We start from the raw sequence: 19,079 nt of genomic DNA on the forward strand, positions 1-19,079 counted from the left end.
TATGAATAACTATTCAGCACAAACCCATAAGAAGATGAAACAGCTATTGATCCTGCCGGTTTTGATCATGATCATTTTCAGCGCCTGTAAAAAAAACAGCTACTACGAAGATACCGGCATTAATGATCCCCGCTTTAACGGCACTATAATGGACTATATAAAATCCGATACGCTCTATTTTGATACATTGGTGCGTGTGGTAAAATATGCCGGACTGGAGGAGTCGCTTAGCAAAGACCCGCTTACCTTTTTTGCGCCGCCGGATCCCTGTTTCAAAAAAATACTGGATGCGGTTAGCGAGTACCAGTTACGGGTAGGCGCCGATAGTGTTACCCGCTTTGAACAGATCAAGCCCGAGGTTTGGAAACAGTTTCTGCAAATGTATCTATTCCCCGGCAACAGGGGGTTAAAGGATTATACACAGGTAGACACCCTTGCGCTGGATACCTATAAGGGCGCCCTGTTTGAATCGGTAAGCAACGCCCCCATGAATATTGGAGTTATTTTTAACGATGCCATCAGTGGCAATCCCAATTCGGCGGGAGGGTCTACCGTATTAAAATACCAGGGATACCGGCAGCTGATGCTCTCTTATGTACCGGACCAGGCGCGTCCGTATTCCTTTTGGATCAATGCTGTGGTTTCCGCTTCGGATGTGGCGCCCACCAATGGCCGGGTGCACCGTCTGCGGTACATGACCCACACGTTTGGCTTTGACCCCTTCAGCTTTATCCAGGCGGCAAGGGAAAAAGGGATTGACTATAATTAATTGACTACAAAATTATCAACGCTGATGGTGCGGAATTATTTTTATATCGGATTGTTTTCACTTGTTTTGGCAGCGACTGCTTCCTGCAACAAAACATCAGAAATTTATGAGGACCCTTACGGGGGCGGACAAACGGTGCTGCAGGTCGATTTTTTGAACACGCCACCCGTTCCGGCCAATGGCGAAGCCGGCCAGGCAATGACCTTTTCCGTTAAAGGGCTGAAGCCCGAGATGAAGGATAAAATCACCTTTCTGGCCAATGGAATGCAGGCAACCATATCCGGGTTTACCGATAGTACAATCACCATCCTGCTGCCGCAAAATGTAAGTTCCGGCGGCGCTTCCCTGCGTGTAGACGGCCAGGTGTTCCTGGGTCCCTCGTTTACGGTGCGGGGCAAACTGGGACTGGATCCTACGTTTAACTCCGGAAACAGCGATGGGTCTTTTAGTGTGATTAACCAGATTATGCCGCTGCCCAATGGCAATTTTGTACTGGTAGGGCATATATCTTCCTACCAGGGAAAATCGCTGCGCGATCTGGTTCAGATCAATACCACGGGAGGATTGGTGAATGGCTTTAATACCGGCACCGGCTCCGGTACGGGAACGTTGAGCTGTATGCTGCGGCTGCCCTCCGGTGAGTACCTGGCAGGAGGTAGCCTAAATGCTTACAATGATAAAAGAGGGCTGAGCGGCATCCTGCGCTTAAACCCCGATGCTACCCTAAAAACCCGGATCGTCAATCTGTATGTAAGTCCCGGGGTATCGGATCCATCGATGGCCACCGACACTGTTTCTTATTTTAACGGCAACCTTTTAGGCGGTGTAGGAAAATTGTTTTACTACAACAACCAGGTTACGGCCATTGGCGGTTTTAGCGGGTATGGCACTTATTTTTACGAGCGTTCCACAAAAGACAATAAGCTATTTGCCTATATCGCCAATCCGCAGGTAGCCCGTATGGACCTGGATGGCAACTTAGATTCGGCCTATTCCTATAATGCTGCAGCAAAAGCACCCCTGCCTGCCGGTAACGGAGACCTGAGTGATGGCTTTATGCAGGCAGACGGAAAGCTGGTATTGGTGGGGGCGTTCACTACCTTTCGCGGAAAACAGGCAAACAGGATTGTACGGCTCAATACCGATGGTACGGTAGATGCTTCGTTTAAATCCGGATCGGGAGCAAACGGAACCATTTTCTCTGTCCGGTACAATACCACTACAAAAAAAATGGTACTGACCGGCGACTTTAGCAAATTTGACGGTCAGGATGCCGCTGGTATTGCAGTGCTGGATGCCGATGGCAGCCTGGACCCCGGGTTTAAGAGCAGCGGTTTTTCAGGAGGGGCGCCCACACTGGCATTGCAGCTGAGCAATGGATTGATTGTGGTTACCGGCTCTTTTGAAAAATACAATAATATCACCAGGCAGGGATTGCTGGTGCTAAACACCGATGGCAGCCTGGCGGCCGGCTATAACGCCACCGGCAAGCTGAATGCACTGGTAAGGGATATGGTAGAAACAAAGTCCGGGGTAGGAGGAATGCCCGCGGTGCTCCTGGGCGGTGTAATGACTACATTTCAGGGGCAGCCCATCAACAGCGTTATGAAATTAATTTTTAACAATTAAGCCCCGGCCTCATTTGAAGACCACAATTTTTGATATGAATAGTTTTAAATATACAATTGGACGGCTAAGCTTGCTGAGCGTTTTGTTGGGTACCCTGATGGCTTCCTGTAACCGCGATTTTGATCAGCGGATGCAGTTGGATGCTGATGCCGATACCACGGTACACCAGTTCCGGAACGCCAATAAAGTATTGTATGTAATGGTTGATGGCGGCGTGGGCGCCGTTTTGGAAACAGAAGCGCAAAAGGACGATAAAAACCCCAATTTATATGCGCTTACCCGCGAGGCCATCTATACCGGCGGCAGTGTGGCCGACAGCAATTCCTTTTTGCCTACAGCCTATGCCGATATGCTTACGGGTGTGCTGGTAGCCAAGCACCAGGTAAAAGCTTCGGGAACCAATAGCCTGGATAGCTACCCCACATTTATGAAAGTGGTCAAAAACAGCAATGCCGGTTTACGGACGGCCGCCTTTGTCCGGAACGTATTTTTATATAACAATCTTCTTGCCGGCGCGGATCAAAAGCAATTGCTGAATTCAGACGCTGAAGTACAGGCAGCCGCCGTTACCGAGTTAAAAAACCCCGCTTCAGATGTGGTGCTGGCACAATACCAGGGGCTGTATGATGCCGGGCAGCAGTTTGGGTACGGTCCGCGGTCGCAGGAATATGTGGCGGCCATAACGCCTTTTGATCATTTTATGGGCCAGCTGCTAACCGCCCTGCGCAGCCGCGCCGCCTATAGTTCCGAAAACTGGCTCATCATTGTAGCCTCCAACCAGGGTGGGTTGTATGAACTGTATCCCGAGGAGTATGACAATAGCGTATTTTCCCAGCCGCAACGAAACGCGTTTGTGCTTTTTGCCAACGATCATTTTGCCGTGAGATATCTGGCCAAACCGGATATTAAAAATTACCAGCAAAACGGGTACCTGATCGGCGATGCCGATATTGATGGCAATATTGGTTCGGAAAGGGCCACGGGGGAAATTGCGGATGCTGCCGCGTCAAAGTTTGACCTGGGCACTTCAGGCAATTATACCATTCAGTTTAAAGCATATATTACCAACAGGGGCAGTTCCGGGGTTTTGCCGGGGATTATGGCCAAATCTGCTGCCACTGCTAATGCCAGCCCTACAAGGGGATGGTCGGTGATCCTGCATGCAGATGGCCGCAAAAACTGGGATTTCCGGATACAGGGAACTTCCAATACCGCTTCTGATTTTGAAACAAATACCTGGAACACGTTTACCATACGCATTTGGGACAGCACTGCTAAAAGATGGCTGCGCACTTATACCAACGGCATTCCCGGCGGCAATGCCACCGACATTACAGGTAAGAACGGGACCGACAATGCGCCGTTCCGCGTAGGAGGCATCATTGGGTCCTATGGCCGTTTTTCACCCCGGTTTAAAGTAGCGGACATACGGTTGTATAACACGGCGCTGCCGGAAGCATATATTCAAACCGAATATTGCAGTACGCTGGTAAATCCTTCCGACCCCTTTTATAATAATCTTACCGGGTACTGGCCGGCAATGGGCTTTAAACAAGCCGAAATATTTGGAAAAAAATTTGCAGATATGAGCCCTGGTGCCGATAAAACCGATATTGAGTTCCCGGCCACAACCTCCTCCTGGAATGCTTTTGCCTTTGCAAAAGGAGATAACATTTGCCCCACTATTCCCAATGATATACAAACAACCCTTCCGCAGCCGGTAGATATTCCGCTGTTTATTTACAGCTGGCTGGGTGTTGCAGATATTGCCGGGCTTCAGCTGGATAGCAAACCCTGGCTGCCGCTCTTTAACAATACGAAATAATTCATTGAAAGAACTTTTTATATGAAAAGGAACAAATACGATGCACTGATCATGTTGAGCTGCTTCTTCCTTTGCCTGGCAGGATGCAGCAAAAATTACGGGTTGAAGTTTGACAATGGGTATACCACTACCAGCTTCCCGGATACGATCAATGTAACGATTGATACATCCGTTAAGATTGATAAATCGAAGTATATCCAGGCCAGCGTTTTCCCGGGACTGATAAGCCCGGATGAGCCGCGCCTGCAGAACTACGTGGTGCCAATCGACCTGAACTATGTGAATGTGCCGGCATCCGACCTGCGCATCAGCGTGGCGCCGGGCAACTGGCTCAGTACCGGCATGTGGGCCCCGGCCGGGGAACTGGTTACGGTAGAGGTGCCCGAAGGTATTTATGGCCTCGAAGCGCAGATAGGCTCACATACCGATAATCTTAGCGGTAAACCGGATCTGAAGCGGGACCCGTTAATTTATAACCGGCGGCAGCTGTTTCCGGGCAAAAACTACTTGCGCAATCTTTACGGTGGGTTAATTTATATTATTCCCTCCAGGCCCACCGGGGCCATAGTGCCCATCACGTTTAGCGGTGTGGCAAAATCGGCCAGTTTCTTTTTAGGAAAGACTACGGATGCTGAGTGGCAGGAGCTGGTGCGTAAAACAACCGTTCCTTTTTTTGAACTGGTAGGTAAACGTATTGTATTTACCCTCGAAACGGCAAAGCTGGAACAGGTGCCCATTAGCAGCCCCGGCGAGCTGATGACCCTGTGGGATAATACCATCAAACAGGTGTACTGGGATTGGTATGGTCTTACGGAAGGTAACCCGGATGTAAAGAACCGGGCACCGTTTAATCAATGGAGAATTGTGCATGATGTGCAGCCCTCCGTAGGCGCTCAGCACAGCGGTTTTCCGGTAGTGGCGATGACTACCATGAACTATTTCCGGCAGGCCGTGGTGCCAGACCTGGTTAAAACCCAGAACTGGGGCACGTTTCATGAACTGGGGCATAATATGCAGATGCACAGCACCTGGACCTTTGCAGGCAATGGCGAGGTAAGCAATAACCTGTTTAATTTTAAAAACGCACAAATTAATAATGTACGCCATGGCAATGAACTGCGCTCCTGGAATGCGGCCCTGCCCTTTGTGCAGAAAGATACCTTCTCTAAACGTTGGGACGGAACCGCCTCCTGGCCGGGCAGCAGTGTGAAGCCTGAAAATCCTACAGAAGATGCCAAGATGAGTTTTTATACCCAGATTTTTGAAAAATACGGGTACGCGTTTATGACCTATTTGGCTACCGCCGCCCGCAATGCCCGGTTTACATCCATTGATGATCAATCTAAAATCGATTTTTATTATGAGCGCCTTTGCGAGTTTACCAAAACCGATATGTACCGGTTTATGCGGGAGTGGGGGCTTACCATAAGCGCTACTTCACGCAAGGTGATTGCCGATAAAGGGTACCCTCCGCTGAAGACTAATTTATGGATGTACAATCCTTACACCCGCACCGGGGGCGATGCCTCCCTGCTGCCTAAAAATGATTTTGGCGCCGGCAAACCCGGACCCGGTCTGGGCTGGACGGTTGAATCCATTACCAATGTACGAAGCCCGTATAATACTTATACACCCGCCAACCTGCTTGATGGAAGTGTGAGCACCATCTGGTCCAGCTGTTTCCAGGGATGTTATATAGGCCCCAATACCGGCGGAAATACGCCGGCAAGCGCTTATCCTTTCTCCGCCGTGGTAAAAACAGGAGCAGCGCCGGTAACGGCAGATGGTTTTTATTTGGTGCAAAGGCAAAACACTCCATCCACCCACCTTACAGCCATTACCATCGACATCAGTATGGATAATACCACCTGGGAAAATATAGGCACGTTTACGCTGAAGACCGGCACATCAGCCGAGGCATTGGCCAAACAGTATATAGAAATGCCGGATGCTAAAACCTTCCGCTATTTCCGGTATACATGGAGCAAAACAGCAGATGCAAACAACAACTCAGCCATGGCAGAACTGGGCGCGTTTTACTATTAAAAATTATGTAATGAAAAGATACTATTTACCGATATTATTCCTCTTGGTGTGCGCAGCAGGCCTGTCCTGTACCAAGTACTACGATCCGCCCGAAGTTTTTCAAACAGCGGAGGAAAAACCCTTTAGCAAGAAGCGGAAGGTGATGATCATTGTGCTGGATGGAGCCGCCGGCCCCGAGGTAAAGAAAATAGCGCCGCCTGCTATTATGGGGCTTACGGAGCACGCCAAATATTCCTGGGAGGCTTTTGCAGATGCGCAAACGGCCGATGGCCCTTCCTGGACCAATATTCTTACCGGTAAAGCCGCAGCAGCTTCCGATATAACGGATAGTACCCTGGCCCCGGCTTTTGACCCCGAGGATGAACATGCGGAGATCCCCGTATTCAGCAACTTTTTTCAACGCCTGTTAATTTCGGGCTACCTGCCTAAAACAGTGGCCATAACACCCTGGAATACCCTTGCTGAGCGCGGACTGAAATTTGCCGGCAAAGTGGTGGATGCTGCTAATGACGAGGCGGTAAAAGATAGCGCCCTCAGCAATCTGGCCGATGATAAACTGGGCTTAATGCTGGTAAACTTTAACGGGGTAAACCTGGCGGGCAGGGCTTCCGCCTTTTCTGCGGGCCAGGAGGTGTACAAAAATGCGGTATTAAAAACGGATGGCTATATTAAGGAAATACTGGACGCTATGGCCAAAAGGCCGGATTATAACCTGGAAGACTGGCTGGTTATTGTTACCTCCAATCATGGGGGAGACGGCAATCGCTATGGCGATCCTACAATTATCCAAAGAAAGATTTTTACCATTTACCATAACGCCAGCTTTGTAAAAAAGGAATTTATTGCCCCGGCGCTTACCAATGCGGTAAACCATACCGGCGGTAGCGGTAGCACAACAAGAAATGCCACACAGGCAACGCTGCCGGCGTCAGATGCGGCCGGGCTTGGATACGACATTCCAGCAATAGGTGGCGGCGAATTTTCGATGCTGGTAAAAGTGATGCGTACGGCAACAAATAGCGGTAACGGGGTTGTTGTGTCCAAAGTAAACCACCCGTATACAAATATTAAAGGGTGGGAACTTATGACCAACGGAACCAGCAATTTCCGGATCTGTATAGGCAATGGAGCCGGCGGTACCACCCCAAGATATTTTTTGCATAGCAAACAGCCGCTGCCGCCTGTAAACACCACCTGGATGACTATTGGCCTGGTGGTATACAGCGAAGGCGGGAAACGGTATGCCAGTGTATATACCGATGGGGTAAAGGATTCTACATACGATATCTCAGCTTATGCCGATCTTGCCGCCACGGGCAACGACCTCATCATTGGCAATATCAATCCGGCTACAGGTAACCAGCCTTTTCGCGTAACGCAGCTGGGTATCTGGAACAAAGCGCTATCCGAAAACTACATTCAAAGCTATACCTGTAAAAACGGCATTACCAGCGCCGATGAATTTTATAGCAACCTCGTAGGATACTGGCCCTGTGATGAAGCATCAGGAACGGTATATTATAACAGGAGCCCCTTAGCGGCAGGCAAGGACATGAATATGAATTTTACCCCCGGGTGGTTGTTGTTGTCGGCCACAAACTGCAATACCGCTGATAATTTCCTGGCAACCAATACAGACATTGCGCCCAACCTTTTCTATTGGCTTCGTCTGAACCCGCTGAGCGCCTGGGGTTTTGAAAGTAAGGAATGGCTGTCGGCCTATGAAACAGAGTTTATAAAATAGTATTCGGGAATGAATTTAAAACATTATGAAAATATAGCTACGGTATTGCTGATTGTAATAGTAGTTGTATTTATTTTCCTGAAGGCGAACCACATTATATAATCATACAACCCGCTGATGAACCAATCGGGGATAACAGGTAATACGATTTTCGACAAACAATCATTCTCTCGTTGCGCCATGTCTATGGCGTAACTTTTTTTTAAATTTGTTGATCAGATTATGAAGCAGATGCATTTTAGGTTTCCTTTTTTTAAAAAATATGCCGGAATGATTGCGGTGATGGTTTTCTGCGGCCTTGCCATAGATAAAGCCGCCGGGCAAACCCCTGTAGGCCGGCTGGTACAATCCTTTAACGATCACTGGGAATTTAAAAAAGGCCCCGGCGATTTTGATAAAGATACCAGCTACATGACCGCCGTATGGGAGCCGGTAACGGTGCCGCATACCTATAACCGCACCGATATGCAGCTGGATAAAAACTTTTATACCGGTGATGCATTTTATAAAAAGAAATTCCGGGTTGAAAACAGCTTAAAAGGTAAACGCCTCTTTCTCCGGTTTGAAGGTGTGGGGTCCGTGGCCACCATCTACATCAACGGCCGCTACCTTACAGAACATAAAGGCAGTTACGCCGCCTTTTCCTTTGAAATAACGCACTCCGTCAAGTACGGACAGGAAAATAATATCCTGGTAAAAACCAATAATGCGGCGCGCAAAGATGTGCTGCCGGTCAATCATTTCCTGTTCCCCATATATGGAGGTATTTACCGGCCCGTAAGTATGATCATTACCGGCCCCGTAAATATCACGGTTACGGACTACGCCTCGCCCGGCATTTATATTACGCAACAAAACGTATCAGATAAAAGTGCAACGATTAACGTGAAAGCCAAGCTGGAAAATAAAGAAAAAGGGATGCAGCCTGTTCTGCTGCAAACAATGATAAAAGATGCTGCTGGCCGGAAGGTTGCCGTTGCCCGCAAAGCAATAACAGTAGATCCGCAGGGAACCACCTATGCCGGCCAGTCCCTGGAAATAAAGGCTCCGCATTTGTGGAACGGGGTAAAAGATCCCTACCTGTATACGTTAACAACAGCGCTGATCCGCGATGGAAAAGAGCTGGATGCCGTTACACAGCCATTAGGCATCCGACGGGTCGAAATAAGGGCCGGCGATGGCGTATACCTGAATGGTGTTAAATACCCGATGTATGGTGTTACAAGGCATCAGGATCGCTGGCAGTATGGAAACGCGCTCTCCCATGAGCAGCATGAAGAAGATATGAAGATCATCCGGGAGATGGGCGCCACCACCATCCGCCTGGCTCATTATCAGCAGGCAGAAGATATGTATGCTCTTGCCGATAAAATGGGTCTGCTGATCTGGGCCGAAATTCCCTTTGTTAATACCACTTCTTACCAGGAGCGTGAGAATGCCAAACAGCAAATGACGGAACTGGTGCGGCAAAACAGGAATCATCCATCAATCTACATTTGGGGCATGCACAACGAGGTGTATTCCAAAACTCCCGATGAACATGTGCCCGTGCTTACAAGAGAACTGAACGATATCGCCAAAACAAACGACCCGGACCGGTATACGGTTTCTGTAAGCGGGTATGGTGAAATGAACCGCCCGGCCAATCTTGCAGCCGATGTACAGGGCATGAACCGGTATTATGGCTGGTATGAAGGCCGGATCGGCGACCTGGAAAAATGGGCTTCGGGTCTGGAAGCAAACTATCCGGGCTATAAAGTAATGCTGACAGAATACGGCGCCGATGGTAATATGGATCAGTCTTCGGATACACTGCCTGATCCATCAAAACTCAATCCTGTAAGCGGGCAGTTCTTCCCGGAAAACTACCAAACGGAAACGCATATTCAGCAATGGGCCATCATCGAAAAGCATCCCTACATACTGGCATCTTATTTATGGAATACCTTTGAGTTTGCTGTGCCGATGTGGAACAGGGGAGGGGTGAATGCCCGGAATTTAAAGGGCCTGGTGAGTTTTGACCGTAAAAGAAAAAAAGATGCTTTTTACTGGTACAAGGCCAACTGGAACCCGGAACCGATGCTTTACCTGGCCAACCGGCGCGATAGCATTCGCACCCATGCCACTACCCGGATACAGTTGTTTACCAATTTGAAGAACGTACAGCTAAAAGTAAATGGCAAAATCGTTCCCGGGAAACAAGGTGTTAATGACAAACACCGGGTTTTTGAAAATATAAAATTAAAGAAAGGCATCAATAAAATTGAAGCAACCGGTGCCGCAAATGGCAGCATATTAAAAGACTCCATGACCTGGACTTTGCAATAGGAATTTGAAAATGTGGAAATGTGAGAAATAGGTAGTAGGTGAATAGTGAATCAATGTCGTTTACTTAAGCCTTGAAACGAAGCCGTGACAGGAAAGAACTATTTTTGGAATGAATTTTTTCCTTTTAAACGGTGATATTGCTTAGGAGGCCGTCTGCAAGGCAGCAAAAGAAAAAATGAAGTGGAATGGCGGCGGTGACGCCTATTGAGGACTTCAATAATCAGGCAGCGCGCGGGCGGAAGCGCCAAAGCCTGTAACGCACATTTTTCGGTCCCGCCGGAAGAAGGAAAGGCAACTACCAGCAATGAATGCCAGGCGGGATTTGCCTTCTTTGCAGACAAGATTTTTTGCCTACTTTTTCATCGATTGGAAAAAGTAGGAAGGGAACTAAAAAACGGCTCTTTCTTATCAACGCAAATTATTTTAAGAAGCGCTATACTTCTTGTAGTTTCCCTATCTGCCGTTTTGAAATGGCAATAGACGAACAGGGTAGTTTAAGGAAACGACATTGAATAGTGAATGGGCAATCAATACCGTTTCCATAAATCAGATGTTGAGCGATGAAGTCGTAACTAAGGAGAATGGCCGTAGTTGAAATCTGTCCCGCTTTGCGGGATGAAAATAATATTTAAAAAAATAGCAAATGAAAAGTATTAAAAAGACCGGGTTTGTTTTTTTTGTGTTGATGGCGGTTTTTACGCCCTTTGCAAATGCACAATGGACAGGCCCTAAAAAAAAGCCGGATAGCCTGAGAGCCATCCAATACGGTCCCATAACGCCGGCACACCGTACTGATGCGGCCATGCAGGCTTTTCGCAATTATGGCCTGGGCCAGTTTATCCATTGGGGGCTATACTCCATTCCGGGAAACGAATGGAAAGGAGTTAGCGCCAGGGGCGGAGCGGCTGCTTCTGAATGGATCCGCTCCTGGGGTGGCCCCACCGCTCCCAAAGACTGGAAAAATATCTACGATAATTTATACAAACAGTTTAATCCAAAAGATTTTGACGCCAGGCGCTGGGCCCGGCAGGCTAAGGAAATGGGAGCCCGGTATGTGATCTTTACAACCAAACATCATGACGGATTTGCACTATGGCCCACAAAATATTCAGACTACAATATCGCTGCAACTCCATATAAGAAGGACATCGTAAAGCAGGTGGTAGATGCCTATACGGCAGAGGGGATTGATGTATACCTGTATTTTTCGGTGCTGGAATGGAACAATCCCAACTATATGGGCGGCACTCCAAAAACAGATGAGGACAAAAAGCGGTTTGATAAATTCCTGCAATATACCCGCAACCAGCTATTGGAGCTGGTAAATAACTATCCAAAAATAAAGGGACTGTGGTTTGATGGCACCTGGGACGCATCCTGGAAGAGCGCTTATGCGTTTACCTATCAGCTGGAAAAAGAGTTGCGCGACAAACACCCGGGGCTCATCATCGGTTCCAGGTTTCGTAATGACGAATTTGGAGCGCGGCATTTTGATAGCAACGGGCGCCTGCTGGGCGACTACGAGCAGGGTTGGGAGCGGAAGATGCCGGGGAGCTTTGAATGGCTGGATGGTAATGACTGGGATTGCGTAATGACCATACCGCCCAACGGATGGGGTTATATGAAAGACTGGTCCGGGCTCTATACCAAAACAACCGATGACCTGCTGGACCTGCTGATGCGCAGCCGCTCTATGAACGGGAATTTTGTTATCAATTTCGGACCTGATGGAAATGGAAGGATGCGGCCGGAGGAAGACCGGATCGCCAGGGAAATGGGGGCATGGATTCACCAAAACGCGCCCGCTGTTTATGAAAGCCGGCATTCCGGTTTTCCCGCTTCCAACTACGGGTATTTTACACAAAAAGACAGCATGCTTTACCTGACCGTGTTTAACAGGCCGGTCAACAATATTATACGGGTAGTTGTTCCAAAAAATTTCAAACAGGTACCCGTAGCCGCTTCACTGCTGCAAAACGGCAATCGCCTTGATGTGCGGACTGCAGATATAGGGTTCGACCTGGATAAGCATACCTATTATGATATCCTGCTGCCTTCATCCTTTCAGGCTACGAGAGCGTTTGTGATCGCCATACAATTGGGCGCACCCGCAAAAAAAGGAGGGAAGCTGATGGATGCAAAGATGTAAGGGGTTTGCCACTGAAGCGCTTTGAGCCTTCGTGTATTCGTGGCGCTTTCAAAGGGTTTTCACGCAACGGCGCAAAGAAGCAGCGATGCCGCGGCAGGCTTTGTCCTTCGTGCTGCTTTGTGCCTTTGTGTCTTCGTGGCGTTTTCCAAAGCAAAGGCGCGGCGGCAGATCATCGTTCTTCGTGTTACTTTGTGCCCTGGTGTCTTCGTGGCATCCTACAACCACGATTCCCTGTACAAAGACTCCTCTAAAAATCATATCTTGCTCCCAAATAGATGCTGATGAAAAAAGTTTATACTGCTTTGCTGCTTTTGATGATTGTTGTTATGGCCGGTGCACAAACTGCTTGCCCGGTAATACCGGCTCCTGAAAAAGCCGTGGTAGCCAATGGTACATTTATGCTCAACAAATACACCCGTATTTACCTGGCAAGCCCCGCGTTAAAAGATGCCGCCGTTTACCTGCAGCAGGAGCTGATGAAAAGGGAATTGCTCCCGCTGGGCTTAACAACCTCAGCTTCGACGTCCAATACGATCCTGTTGGCCCTTAATAAAAAAGAAATCGGAGGCGATGAAGGATATACGCTCCGTATTACAGACCGGCAGATCAATATTAACGGCAACTCGGTAGGAGGAATTGTCAACGGAATCTCCAGCCTGCTGCAACTGGTACGTGCGCAAAAGATCCAAAACGGAACCATTGCGCTGCAGGGCTGGCAGATCACTGATGCGCCCCGGTATCACTGGCGGGGCTTTATGTTGGATGAGTCAAGGCATTTTATGGGTAAACAAAAAGTACTGCAGCTGCTGGACTGGATGGCTTTTTATAAGCTGAACCGTTTTCACTGGCATCTGACCGATGAACCGGCCTGGCGCATCGAAATAAAGCGTTACCCCATGCTGACATTGATTGGGGGTGTTGGTAGTTTTACAAATCCGCTGGCTGCAGCGGCTTACTATACACAGCAGGATATAGCCGATGTAGTGCACTATGCGGCGCAACGCAATATTACCGTGATACCGGAGATTGATATGCCGGGACATGCTACTGCTGCCAACCGGGCCTACCCGGAATTTAGCGGAGGCGGAAGCGACCAGCATCCCGATTTTACCTTCGATCCGGGCAATGCACATACCTACTCCTACCTTACCAATATCCTGCGTGAAGTAAACGCACTGTTTCCTTCCGGTCTTATTCACCTTGGTGGCGATGAAGTAAGCTTTGGTTCCGATAAATGGCTGCAGAACGATGTAATAAAAAAACTGATGGCCGCTCAGGGCCTGAAGGATCTGAAGGCCGTAGAACGCTATTTTATGGAACGCATGGCAGACTCCGTGTATGGCATGGGTGCCAAATTGCTGGCCTGGGATGAAATGGCTGAGGTGAACCTTCCCAAAGAAAAAACCATCATTTTTTGGTGGCGGCACGATAAACCGGCGCAGTTGAAGATGGCATTGGACAGGGGATATGATGTGGTGGTATGCCCGCGCTTGCCGTATTACTTCGACTTCGTACAAGACAGCATGCATTATATGGGAAGAAAATGGGGTAAGGGATACAGCCCGATAAAAGATGTATATTCCTATGATGTAACGTCCCTTGTAACTGAAAAACTGGCGAAACAGGTGCAGGGGTTGCAGGCGAATTTATGGACGGAGACCGTTACCGACTTCAACCGGATGGACTACCTGGTGTTTCCCCGCATTGCCGCACTTGCCGAAGCCGCATGGACAAAGGAATCACTGAAAAATTACGATGACTTTACCGGACGTCTGAAAAAACAGTTGCCGCTGTACCGGGAGGCAGACATTTATTTTTATAATCCTTTTAACCCCTCGGAAATCCCTGAACCGGTTTATTTCCGGAAAGATAAACGAAACCTGTCGGCCCGGGAGAATTAAGCCGTCAGCCATCAGCTGAGGCGTTAAAGGTTTTCCCGATTACCGGGATAAAATTCCACGTTAGGCCCAGCTGACTTCAGCCGTTCTGTGAAAATCTGAGTCCCGATGCATTGCATATACGTCAGGTTGAGAACAGGTCCGTTGCCATGAAATGTAGTACGGGTAAGCCTTTCACGCCAAAAAGACTCCATCTTTTAATGGCAAACAGGCGCAGCGCGCCGTTGACCCTTATAACTATGAACGCCCAAAACCTCCTGAAGCCGCAGCGCGGCGGTGATTTCGTACGCCGGGCCTATACAAACTGCAATAATTAGAGCCTGCTGATTAACTCGAATATCCAGGCTTTTTTCTTCCACTTTTCTCCCGATCAATCCTATCGTGTGGACACATTTTTTGGGGTTGTACCGGGCGATCATTCTATAGTTGTGCCCGCAGGGTGCTATATGCAAAGCCGGGGGTAACAGATGCGTAGCCGATGCGGCCCCGGAGGGGTCGAATGTGATGAACCCAGATTGGATCTTCGAAAATTAAATGTAAATCAGAGCGGACAGAACAATATTTTATAACCCATGATATCATCATCAATTATGTCAAAAACCAAAGGTGCATCATAAAAATGAGCCATTTTACGATGAATATAAGCGGTTGCTAATTGAGAATGGTGTCAAATTTGACGAAAAATATTTATTGTAAGCACTGTCTTATATGACCCGAAACATTAAACCTACGACCCCGTTGGGGCCGTGCCTGCTACGCATCTGTTACCCCTGGCGCAGCCAGGGGCTATGCACATTATACCCTTCGGGCACGTTCAGGATGGATACGGTACGGGCGATTCGTTACGACCTGAATCCTGAAGATGTATCAAATTATTTGAATCATTTTCAAGAGATGTGTCCACACGACAGGATCAATCGGGAATGAAAAGTGGAGCAACCGACCGAAGGGAGCTCATAAGGTCCAATAAAAAAATAATAAATCAGCGAATAAAAATCTAGCCCGCCACAAGGCAAATTCCGCCCTATTGTGATCGGGTACGACTGAATATTTACGGGAGGGCGGAACCGATAAACTCTGCGTTTCAGGCTTGGTTATGACAGCCTTCCTGCAGCTGCTTTTTGAGGACTCTCATCGGCGTCATAACCGCCATTCCACTTGATTTTATCTTTCGCTGTGCGGCGGACACCCCTCCGAGGATGTAGCCACTCCTTTAGCATAATCAGGGTTATCGCTGCCACAAACGGTGAAGGTTACATCGATTAAAGTATAGAAATACTAAAGCTGAGTGTCCGCAGTGGCGGACCTACCACTTTGTACTAAAACCGATAGAAGCACCCCTCCGGAATTCCCGCGGAGCGGGATAACCTCCCGATTAGAGTCGGGGCCCTTTTTGTCCCGATGGCGATCGGGATTTTTGGGCAAACAAAAAGGCTACAAGAAAATTAATTGCAAGGGTTTTGCAGGGTTGGCTGCATTTTGCTTGCATCATCTTCGTTCCTCAACGACCAAAACTTATTGTCTTACCGTCTAATTTGCTTGAATACCGGTTAAACAGCAGGCCCTAATTACCGGTGCGCTGCACCTTTATTTCCCGATTACCCGTATTGTTGTTTACTAACAGGATCAGCGCTGCGCCGCAGCTCCCGGGGGCAAAATTAACTTGATGGATATGCGATGTATCGGGTGTGAGCATATATTGGACCTCCGTATACTAAGGAAACGAAATTGAAAAGCGAAAGGCTCATCTCATCACACCTAATGTATCAGCCCGGAAATGATATTAATAGTAAGTGCCACTAAAAAGGTATTCAGCGCAAAGGAAATAAGCCCGTGATACATCGTTACCATCCGCAGCCTTTTGGAAGTGGTATCTACATCTGAAACCTGGAAGGTACAGCCCATGCATAACGCATAATAGGCAAAATCCTTGTAATCGGGTTTCTCGTTTCCGGGAAAATGCAGCCCATCGCCGGCAGGGCTATTCTGGTAATAGAGATGCGCATAGTGAAAGATATAAAGGGTATGCACCAGCAGCCAGGAGGCCGTCATAGCTGCGATAGAAACAGGAAGCCATAAATGATCGCTGATATTGTTTTGACCGATGTTGATCACGATGCTCAGCACGGCGCTCAAACAGGCAAAGCAGGCCAGCAGGATAAAAATAAAGACAAAAACTCTGCTCCCATCTTCCACTGCTGCCTTTTTTATAATATAGGCCAGCGGCGTGGTATAGATCACATACCAGCAAAACAACAGGTAACAAACGCAAAAAATAAACCAGCTGCCGAGTAAGTTTAAAAGAAGCGGGATGCCGGTAACGCTTAATCCCAAACAGCCGGCTCCGCCCGCAATCAGCGATAGATATACCCGGTCGATGGCGCGCAGTTTATGCGCGAACCCGGGTTTAAAGGAGTGCAGGTTCTGCATACTACTATTCCTGGTTTACCAAATTTACTGGATAATGTGGTAACTTCGCAGGCTTTTTCGGTTTCTATGGGAATACTGCGTATTTATATCAACTCATTTAAAGGTCTGTCAAAAGAGGCCTGGATGCTGGCTGTGGTCATGCTGATCAACCGGGCCGGATCGATGGTATTGCCTTTCCTTGGCGTTTACATGACGGATCATTTGCATTTTAGTTTAAAAGAATCCGGTCTGGTACTTAGTTTTTTTGGGATCGGCTCCGTTGTGGGGTCCTGGCTGGGCGGCTTCATCACCGATCGAATCGGGGAATTTAAGGTGCAGCGCTTTAGCTTGTTTTTGAGCGCTCCGATGTTCGCCATCATCCCCTTCTTTACTACGGTTTACGAATTAGCGGCCATTATCTTTATTCAAAGTGTTATCAGCGAATCCTTCAGACCGGCCAATTCGGTAGCGATTACCCGGTATGCAACCCCGGAAAACCTGACCCGTGCGTTTTCTTTAAACCGTATGGCCATCAACCTGGGATTTTCCATTGGGCCGGCCCTGGGCGGGATCCTGGCAGCCATATCTTATAACTTTTTATTTGCGGTGAATGCGCTGGGGGCCCTGGCTGCCGGGGTGGTGTATGTTCGCTTTTTTAAGAAGCGGTCTATGCCGTTTCACCGTATTTCCAGACCGCAGCAAAAGGAAGTAAAAGGGACGGGTACGCTCAAAGGGGCTTCTGCATACCGGGATCTGCCCTTTGTTATCTATTCTGTTTTTTGCGGCATTTTTTCCGTATGCTTTTTCCAGTTCTTTAACACGCTGCCGCTGTTTTACCGGGATGTGGCTGGCCTGGATCAGACTATGATCGGCTATATACTTGGATACAGTGGTTTTGTGATCGTTGTGATGGAAATGTTGCTGGTGAACTTCGCAGAAAGAAAGCTAACGCCTGCTGCTACGCTTTTATTTGGAGCATTGGGTACGGCCTTATCCTATTCTATGTTAATCCTGGATCATAGGATTGGGACGCTTTTGTTATCCATTACCGTGCTGAGCCTGGCAGAGATCCTGGTGCTTCCATTTATGTCGGCGATAACCGCTATGCGTTCCGGAAAGGAAAACAGGGGCGCCTATATGGGATTAAACGGAATGGCCGTTGCCATCTCTTTTATTATTACTCCTTATCTTGGAACCCGCGTGGCAAGCGACTTTGGATTTAATGTGTTGTGGACCGCTACCGGCCTGATACTGCTGGTGGTGGCTTTTGCACTTTATTTTTGTGTGCGGTGGATGATGCCGCCAAAAACTGACCCTACTTAAAATTATAGTGCCGGATAAAATTCATAAAAAGGGGGGCAATGCTTGCAGCGCCGCTATGCAATTGTATAAACTGGAATTGCCGTTCAATTTCCAGGCCCTGCACATCGATGATGGCCAGCTCATTGCTGTTCAGCTCTTTTAGTATTGTATGGATGGAAAGGAAGGACACTGCCGTTGAATTGGCGATATAGGACTTGATACTTTCCGAACTTTCGAGCTGTATTTCCCGGTTGAGCTGCGAAAGCCGGATACCTTTTGACTTCAGGTGTTTGGTGATGATCTCCAGGGTGCCCGAACCCGGCTCCCGCAGCACGATGGGCAGCGCCTGAAGCTCTTGTAACGTTATTTTCTGCTTTTTTGCAATGGGGTTTTTCCAGGCGGCTACCAATACGATTTCGTCCTTCGTAAATGGAGTGTACTTGAACAGGCTGTTTTTAGGACGTCCCTCAATCATGCCAAAGTCGATTTCATTCTTTTGAAGCAGCTGCTCAATATGCTCCGTGTTACCGCCCGAAAGGATAATGGACAGGTCCCTGTACCGGCTTTTGAACGCAGCCAGGGCTGGAGGCAGCAGGTATTCTGCAATGGTGGTGCTGGCTCCAATCCTCAGCGTTCCCTTGTGTTGCTCGGCAAAAGAATGGATCTCGAATTCTATTTTACGGTAAATACTGAACAACTCTTCTGTATAACGCAGCAGCACTTTTCCTGCTTCCGTTAAGGCAATCTTTGAACCATTCCGGTCAAATAATTTGGTTTTAAAATGCTGTTCGATCTCCTGTACATGTTTGGTTGCTGCTGGCTGAGAAATAAACAATTCCTCTGCGGCTCTGGTAAAATTCAGTCGCCTTGCTACTGCATGAAATACCTGTAATCTGAAATCAAACATAGCTGCAGGTTATACCTTTTTTATCTTGACGATTTCAACAAAATTCAACGTTATTTTTGATTTGCCAAAATTT

General features: G+C 48.1%; 11 protein-coding genes. 9 read left to right on the plus strand and 2 right to left on the minus strand.

Features of this window, described 5'->3' with window-relative positions:
- Position 1: 1 nt before the first annotated feature.
- The 8 genes from GGU45_RS19805 (at position 2) to GGU45_RS19840 (ending at position 14,391) form a co-directional block, all read left to right on the plus strand.
- Complete coding sequence (locus tag GGU45_RS19805) at positions 2-769, plus strand: fasciclin domain-containing protein (protein ID WP_435227727.1); 768 nt, start codon at positions 2-4, stop codon at positions 767-769.
- Positions 770-2,398 carry a DUF5008 domain-containing protein gene (locus GGU45_RS19810; protein WP_435227729.1) on the plus strand — a complete coding sequence of 543 codons (1,629 nt, stop codon included), beginning with the start codon at positions 770-772 and terminating at the stop codon, positions 2,396-2,398.
- Between the two features lie 34 nt (positions 2,399-2,432).
- Positions 2,433-4,223 carry a hypothetical protein gene (locus GGU45_RS19815; protein ID WP_435227731.1) on the plus strand — a complete coding sequence of 597 codons (1,791 nt, stop codon included), beginning with the start codon at positions 2,433-2,435 and terminating at the stop codon, positions 4,221-4,223.
- Between the two features lie 21 nt (positions 4,224-4,244).
- The gene (locus GGU45_RS19820) at positions 4,245-6,269 is read left to right on the plus strand and encodes a M60 family metallopeptidase (RefSeq protein ID WP_435227732.1); all 2,025 of its coding nucleotides are present in this window, start codon (positions 4,245-4,247) and stop codon (positions 6,267-6,269) included.
- Between the two features lie 10 nt (positions 6,270-6,279).
- A complete protein-coding gene (locus tag GGU45_RS19825; protein WP_435227734.1) occupies positions 6,280-8,013 on the plus strand; it encodes a LamG-like jellyroll fold domain-containing protein in 1,734 nt (577 codons plus the stop codon).
- A 222-nt stretch (positions 8,014-8,235) separates the two neighbouring features.
- Entirely contained in the window at positions 8,236-10,341 is a 2,106-nt protein-coding gene (locus GGU45_RS19830) for a glycoside hydrolase family 2 protein (RefSeq protein ID WP_435227736.1), read from the plus strand.
- A gap of 643 nt (positions 10,342-10,984) precedes the next feature.
- On the plus strand, positions 10,985-12,490 hold the full coding sequence (locus GGU45_RS19835; RefSeq protein WP_435227738.1) for an alpha-L-fucosidase: 1,506 nt from the start codon (positions 10,985-10,987) through the stop codon (positions 12,488-12,490).
- 281 nt (positions 12,491-12,771) lie between these two features.
- Positions 12,772-14,391 carry a beta-N-acetylhexosaminidase gene (locus GGU45_RS19840; protein ID WP_435227739.1) on the plus strand — a complete coding sequence of 540 codons (1,620 nt, stop codon included), beginning with the start codon at positions 12,772-12,774 and terminating at the stop codon, positions 14,389-14,391.
- Positions 14,392-16,146: 1,755 nt separating this feature from the next.
- On the opposite strand, the gene GGU45_RS19845 is transcribed toward GGU45_RS19840, so the two are convergent.
- Entirely contained in the window at positions 16,147-16,818 is a 672-nt protein-coding gene (locus GGU45_RS19845; protein ID WP_435227741.1) for a DUF1345 domain-containing protein, read from the minus strand.
- Positions 16,819-16,854: 36 nt separating this feature from the next.
- On the opposite strand from GGU45_RS19845, the gene GGU45_RS19850 reads away from it, so the two are divergent.
- Positions 16,855-18,120 (plus strand): MFS transporter, encoded by a 1,266-nt coding sequence (locus tag GGU45_RS19850; RefSeq protein ID WP_435227742.1) that lies wholly within the window; start codon positions 16,855-16,857, stop codon positions 18,118-18,120.
- Here the strand turns inward: GGU45_RS19850 and GGU45_RS19855 are convergent.
- Complete coding sequence (locus GGU45_RS19855) at positions 18,113-19,006, minus strand: LysR family transcriptional regulator (RefSeq protein WP_435227744.1); 894 nt, start codon at positions 19,004-19,006, stop codon at positions 18,113-18,115. The two genes, GGU45_RS19850 and GGU45_RS19855, sit on opposite strands and share 8 nt — an antisense overlap.
- Positions 19,007-19,079: the final 73 nt, after the last annotated feature.

The sequence above is a fragment of the Niabella hirudinis genome (genome assembly GCF_051201075.1).
GTDB classification, from domain to species: Bacteria; Bacteroidota; Bacteroidia; order Chitinophagales; family Chitinophagaceae; genus Niabella; species Niabella hirudinis.

What these genes read in the sequence shown, in the direction of transcription:
- GGU45_RS19805 (WP_435227727.1), top strand. Translation starts at nt 2, where the DNA reads ATGAATAACTATTCAGCACAAACCCATAAGAAGATGAAACAGCTATTG.
- GGU45_RS19815 (WP_435227731.1), top strand. Translation starts at nt 2,433, where the DNA reads ATGAATAGTTTTAAATATACAATTGGACGGCTAAGCTTGCTGAGCGTT.
- GGU45_RS19820 (WP_435227732.1), top strand. Translation starts at nt 4,245, where the DNA reads ATGAAAAGGAACAAATACGATGCACTGATCATGTTGAGCTGCTTCTTC.
- GGU45_RS19825 (WP_435227734.1), top strand. Translation starts at nt 6,280, where the DNA reads ATGAAAAGATACTATTTACCGATATTATTCCTCTTGGTGTGCGCAGCA.
- GGU45_RS19830 (WP_435227736.1), top strand. Translation starts at nt 8,236, where the DNA reads ATGAAGCAGATGCATTTTAGGTTTCCTTTTTTTAAAAAATATGCCGGA.
- GGU45_RS19835 (WP_435227738.1), top strand. Translation starts at nt 10,985, where the DNA reads ATGAAAAGTATTAAAAAGACCGGGTTTGTTTTTTTTGTGTTGATGGCG.
- GGU45_RS19840 (WP_435227739.1), top strand. Translation starts at nt 12,772, where the DNA reads ATGAAAAAAGTTTATACTGCTTTGCTGCTTTTGATGATTGTTGTTATG.
- GGU45_RS19845 (WP_435227741.1), bottom strand. Translation starts at nt 16,818, where the DNA reads ATGCAGAACCTGCACTCCTTTAAACCCGGGTTCGCGCATAAACTGCGC.
- GGU45_RS19855 (WP_435227744.1), bottom strand. Translation starts at nt 19,006, where the DNA reads ATGTTTGATTTCAGATTACAGGTATTTCATGCAGTAGCAAGGCGACTG.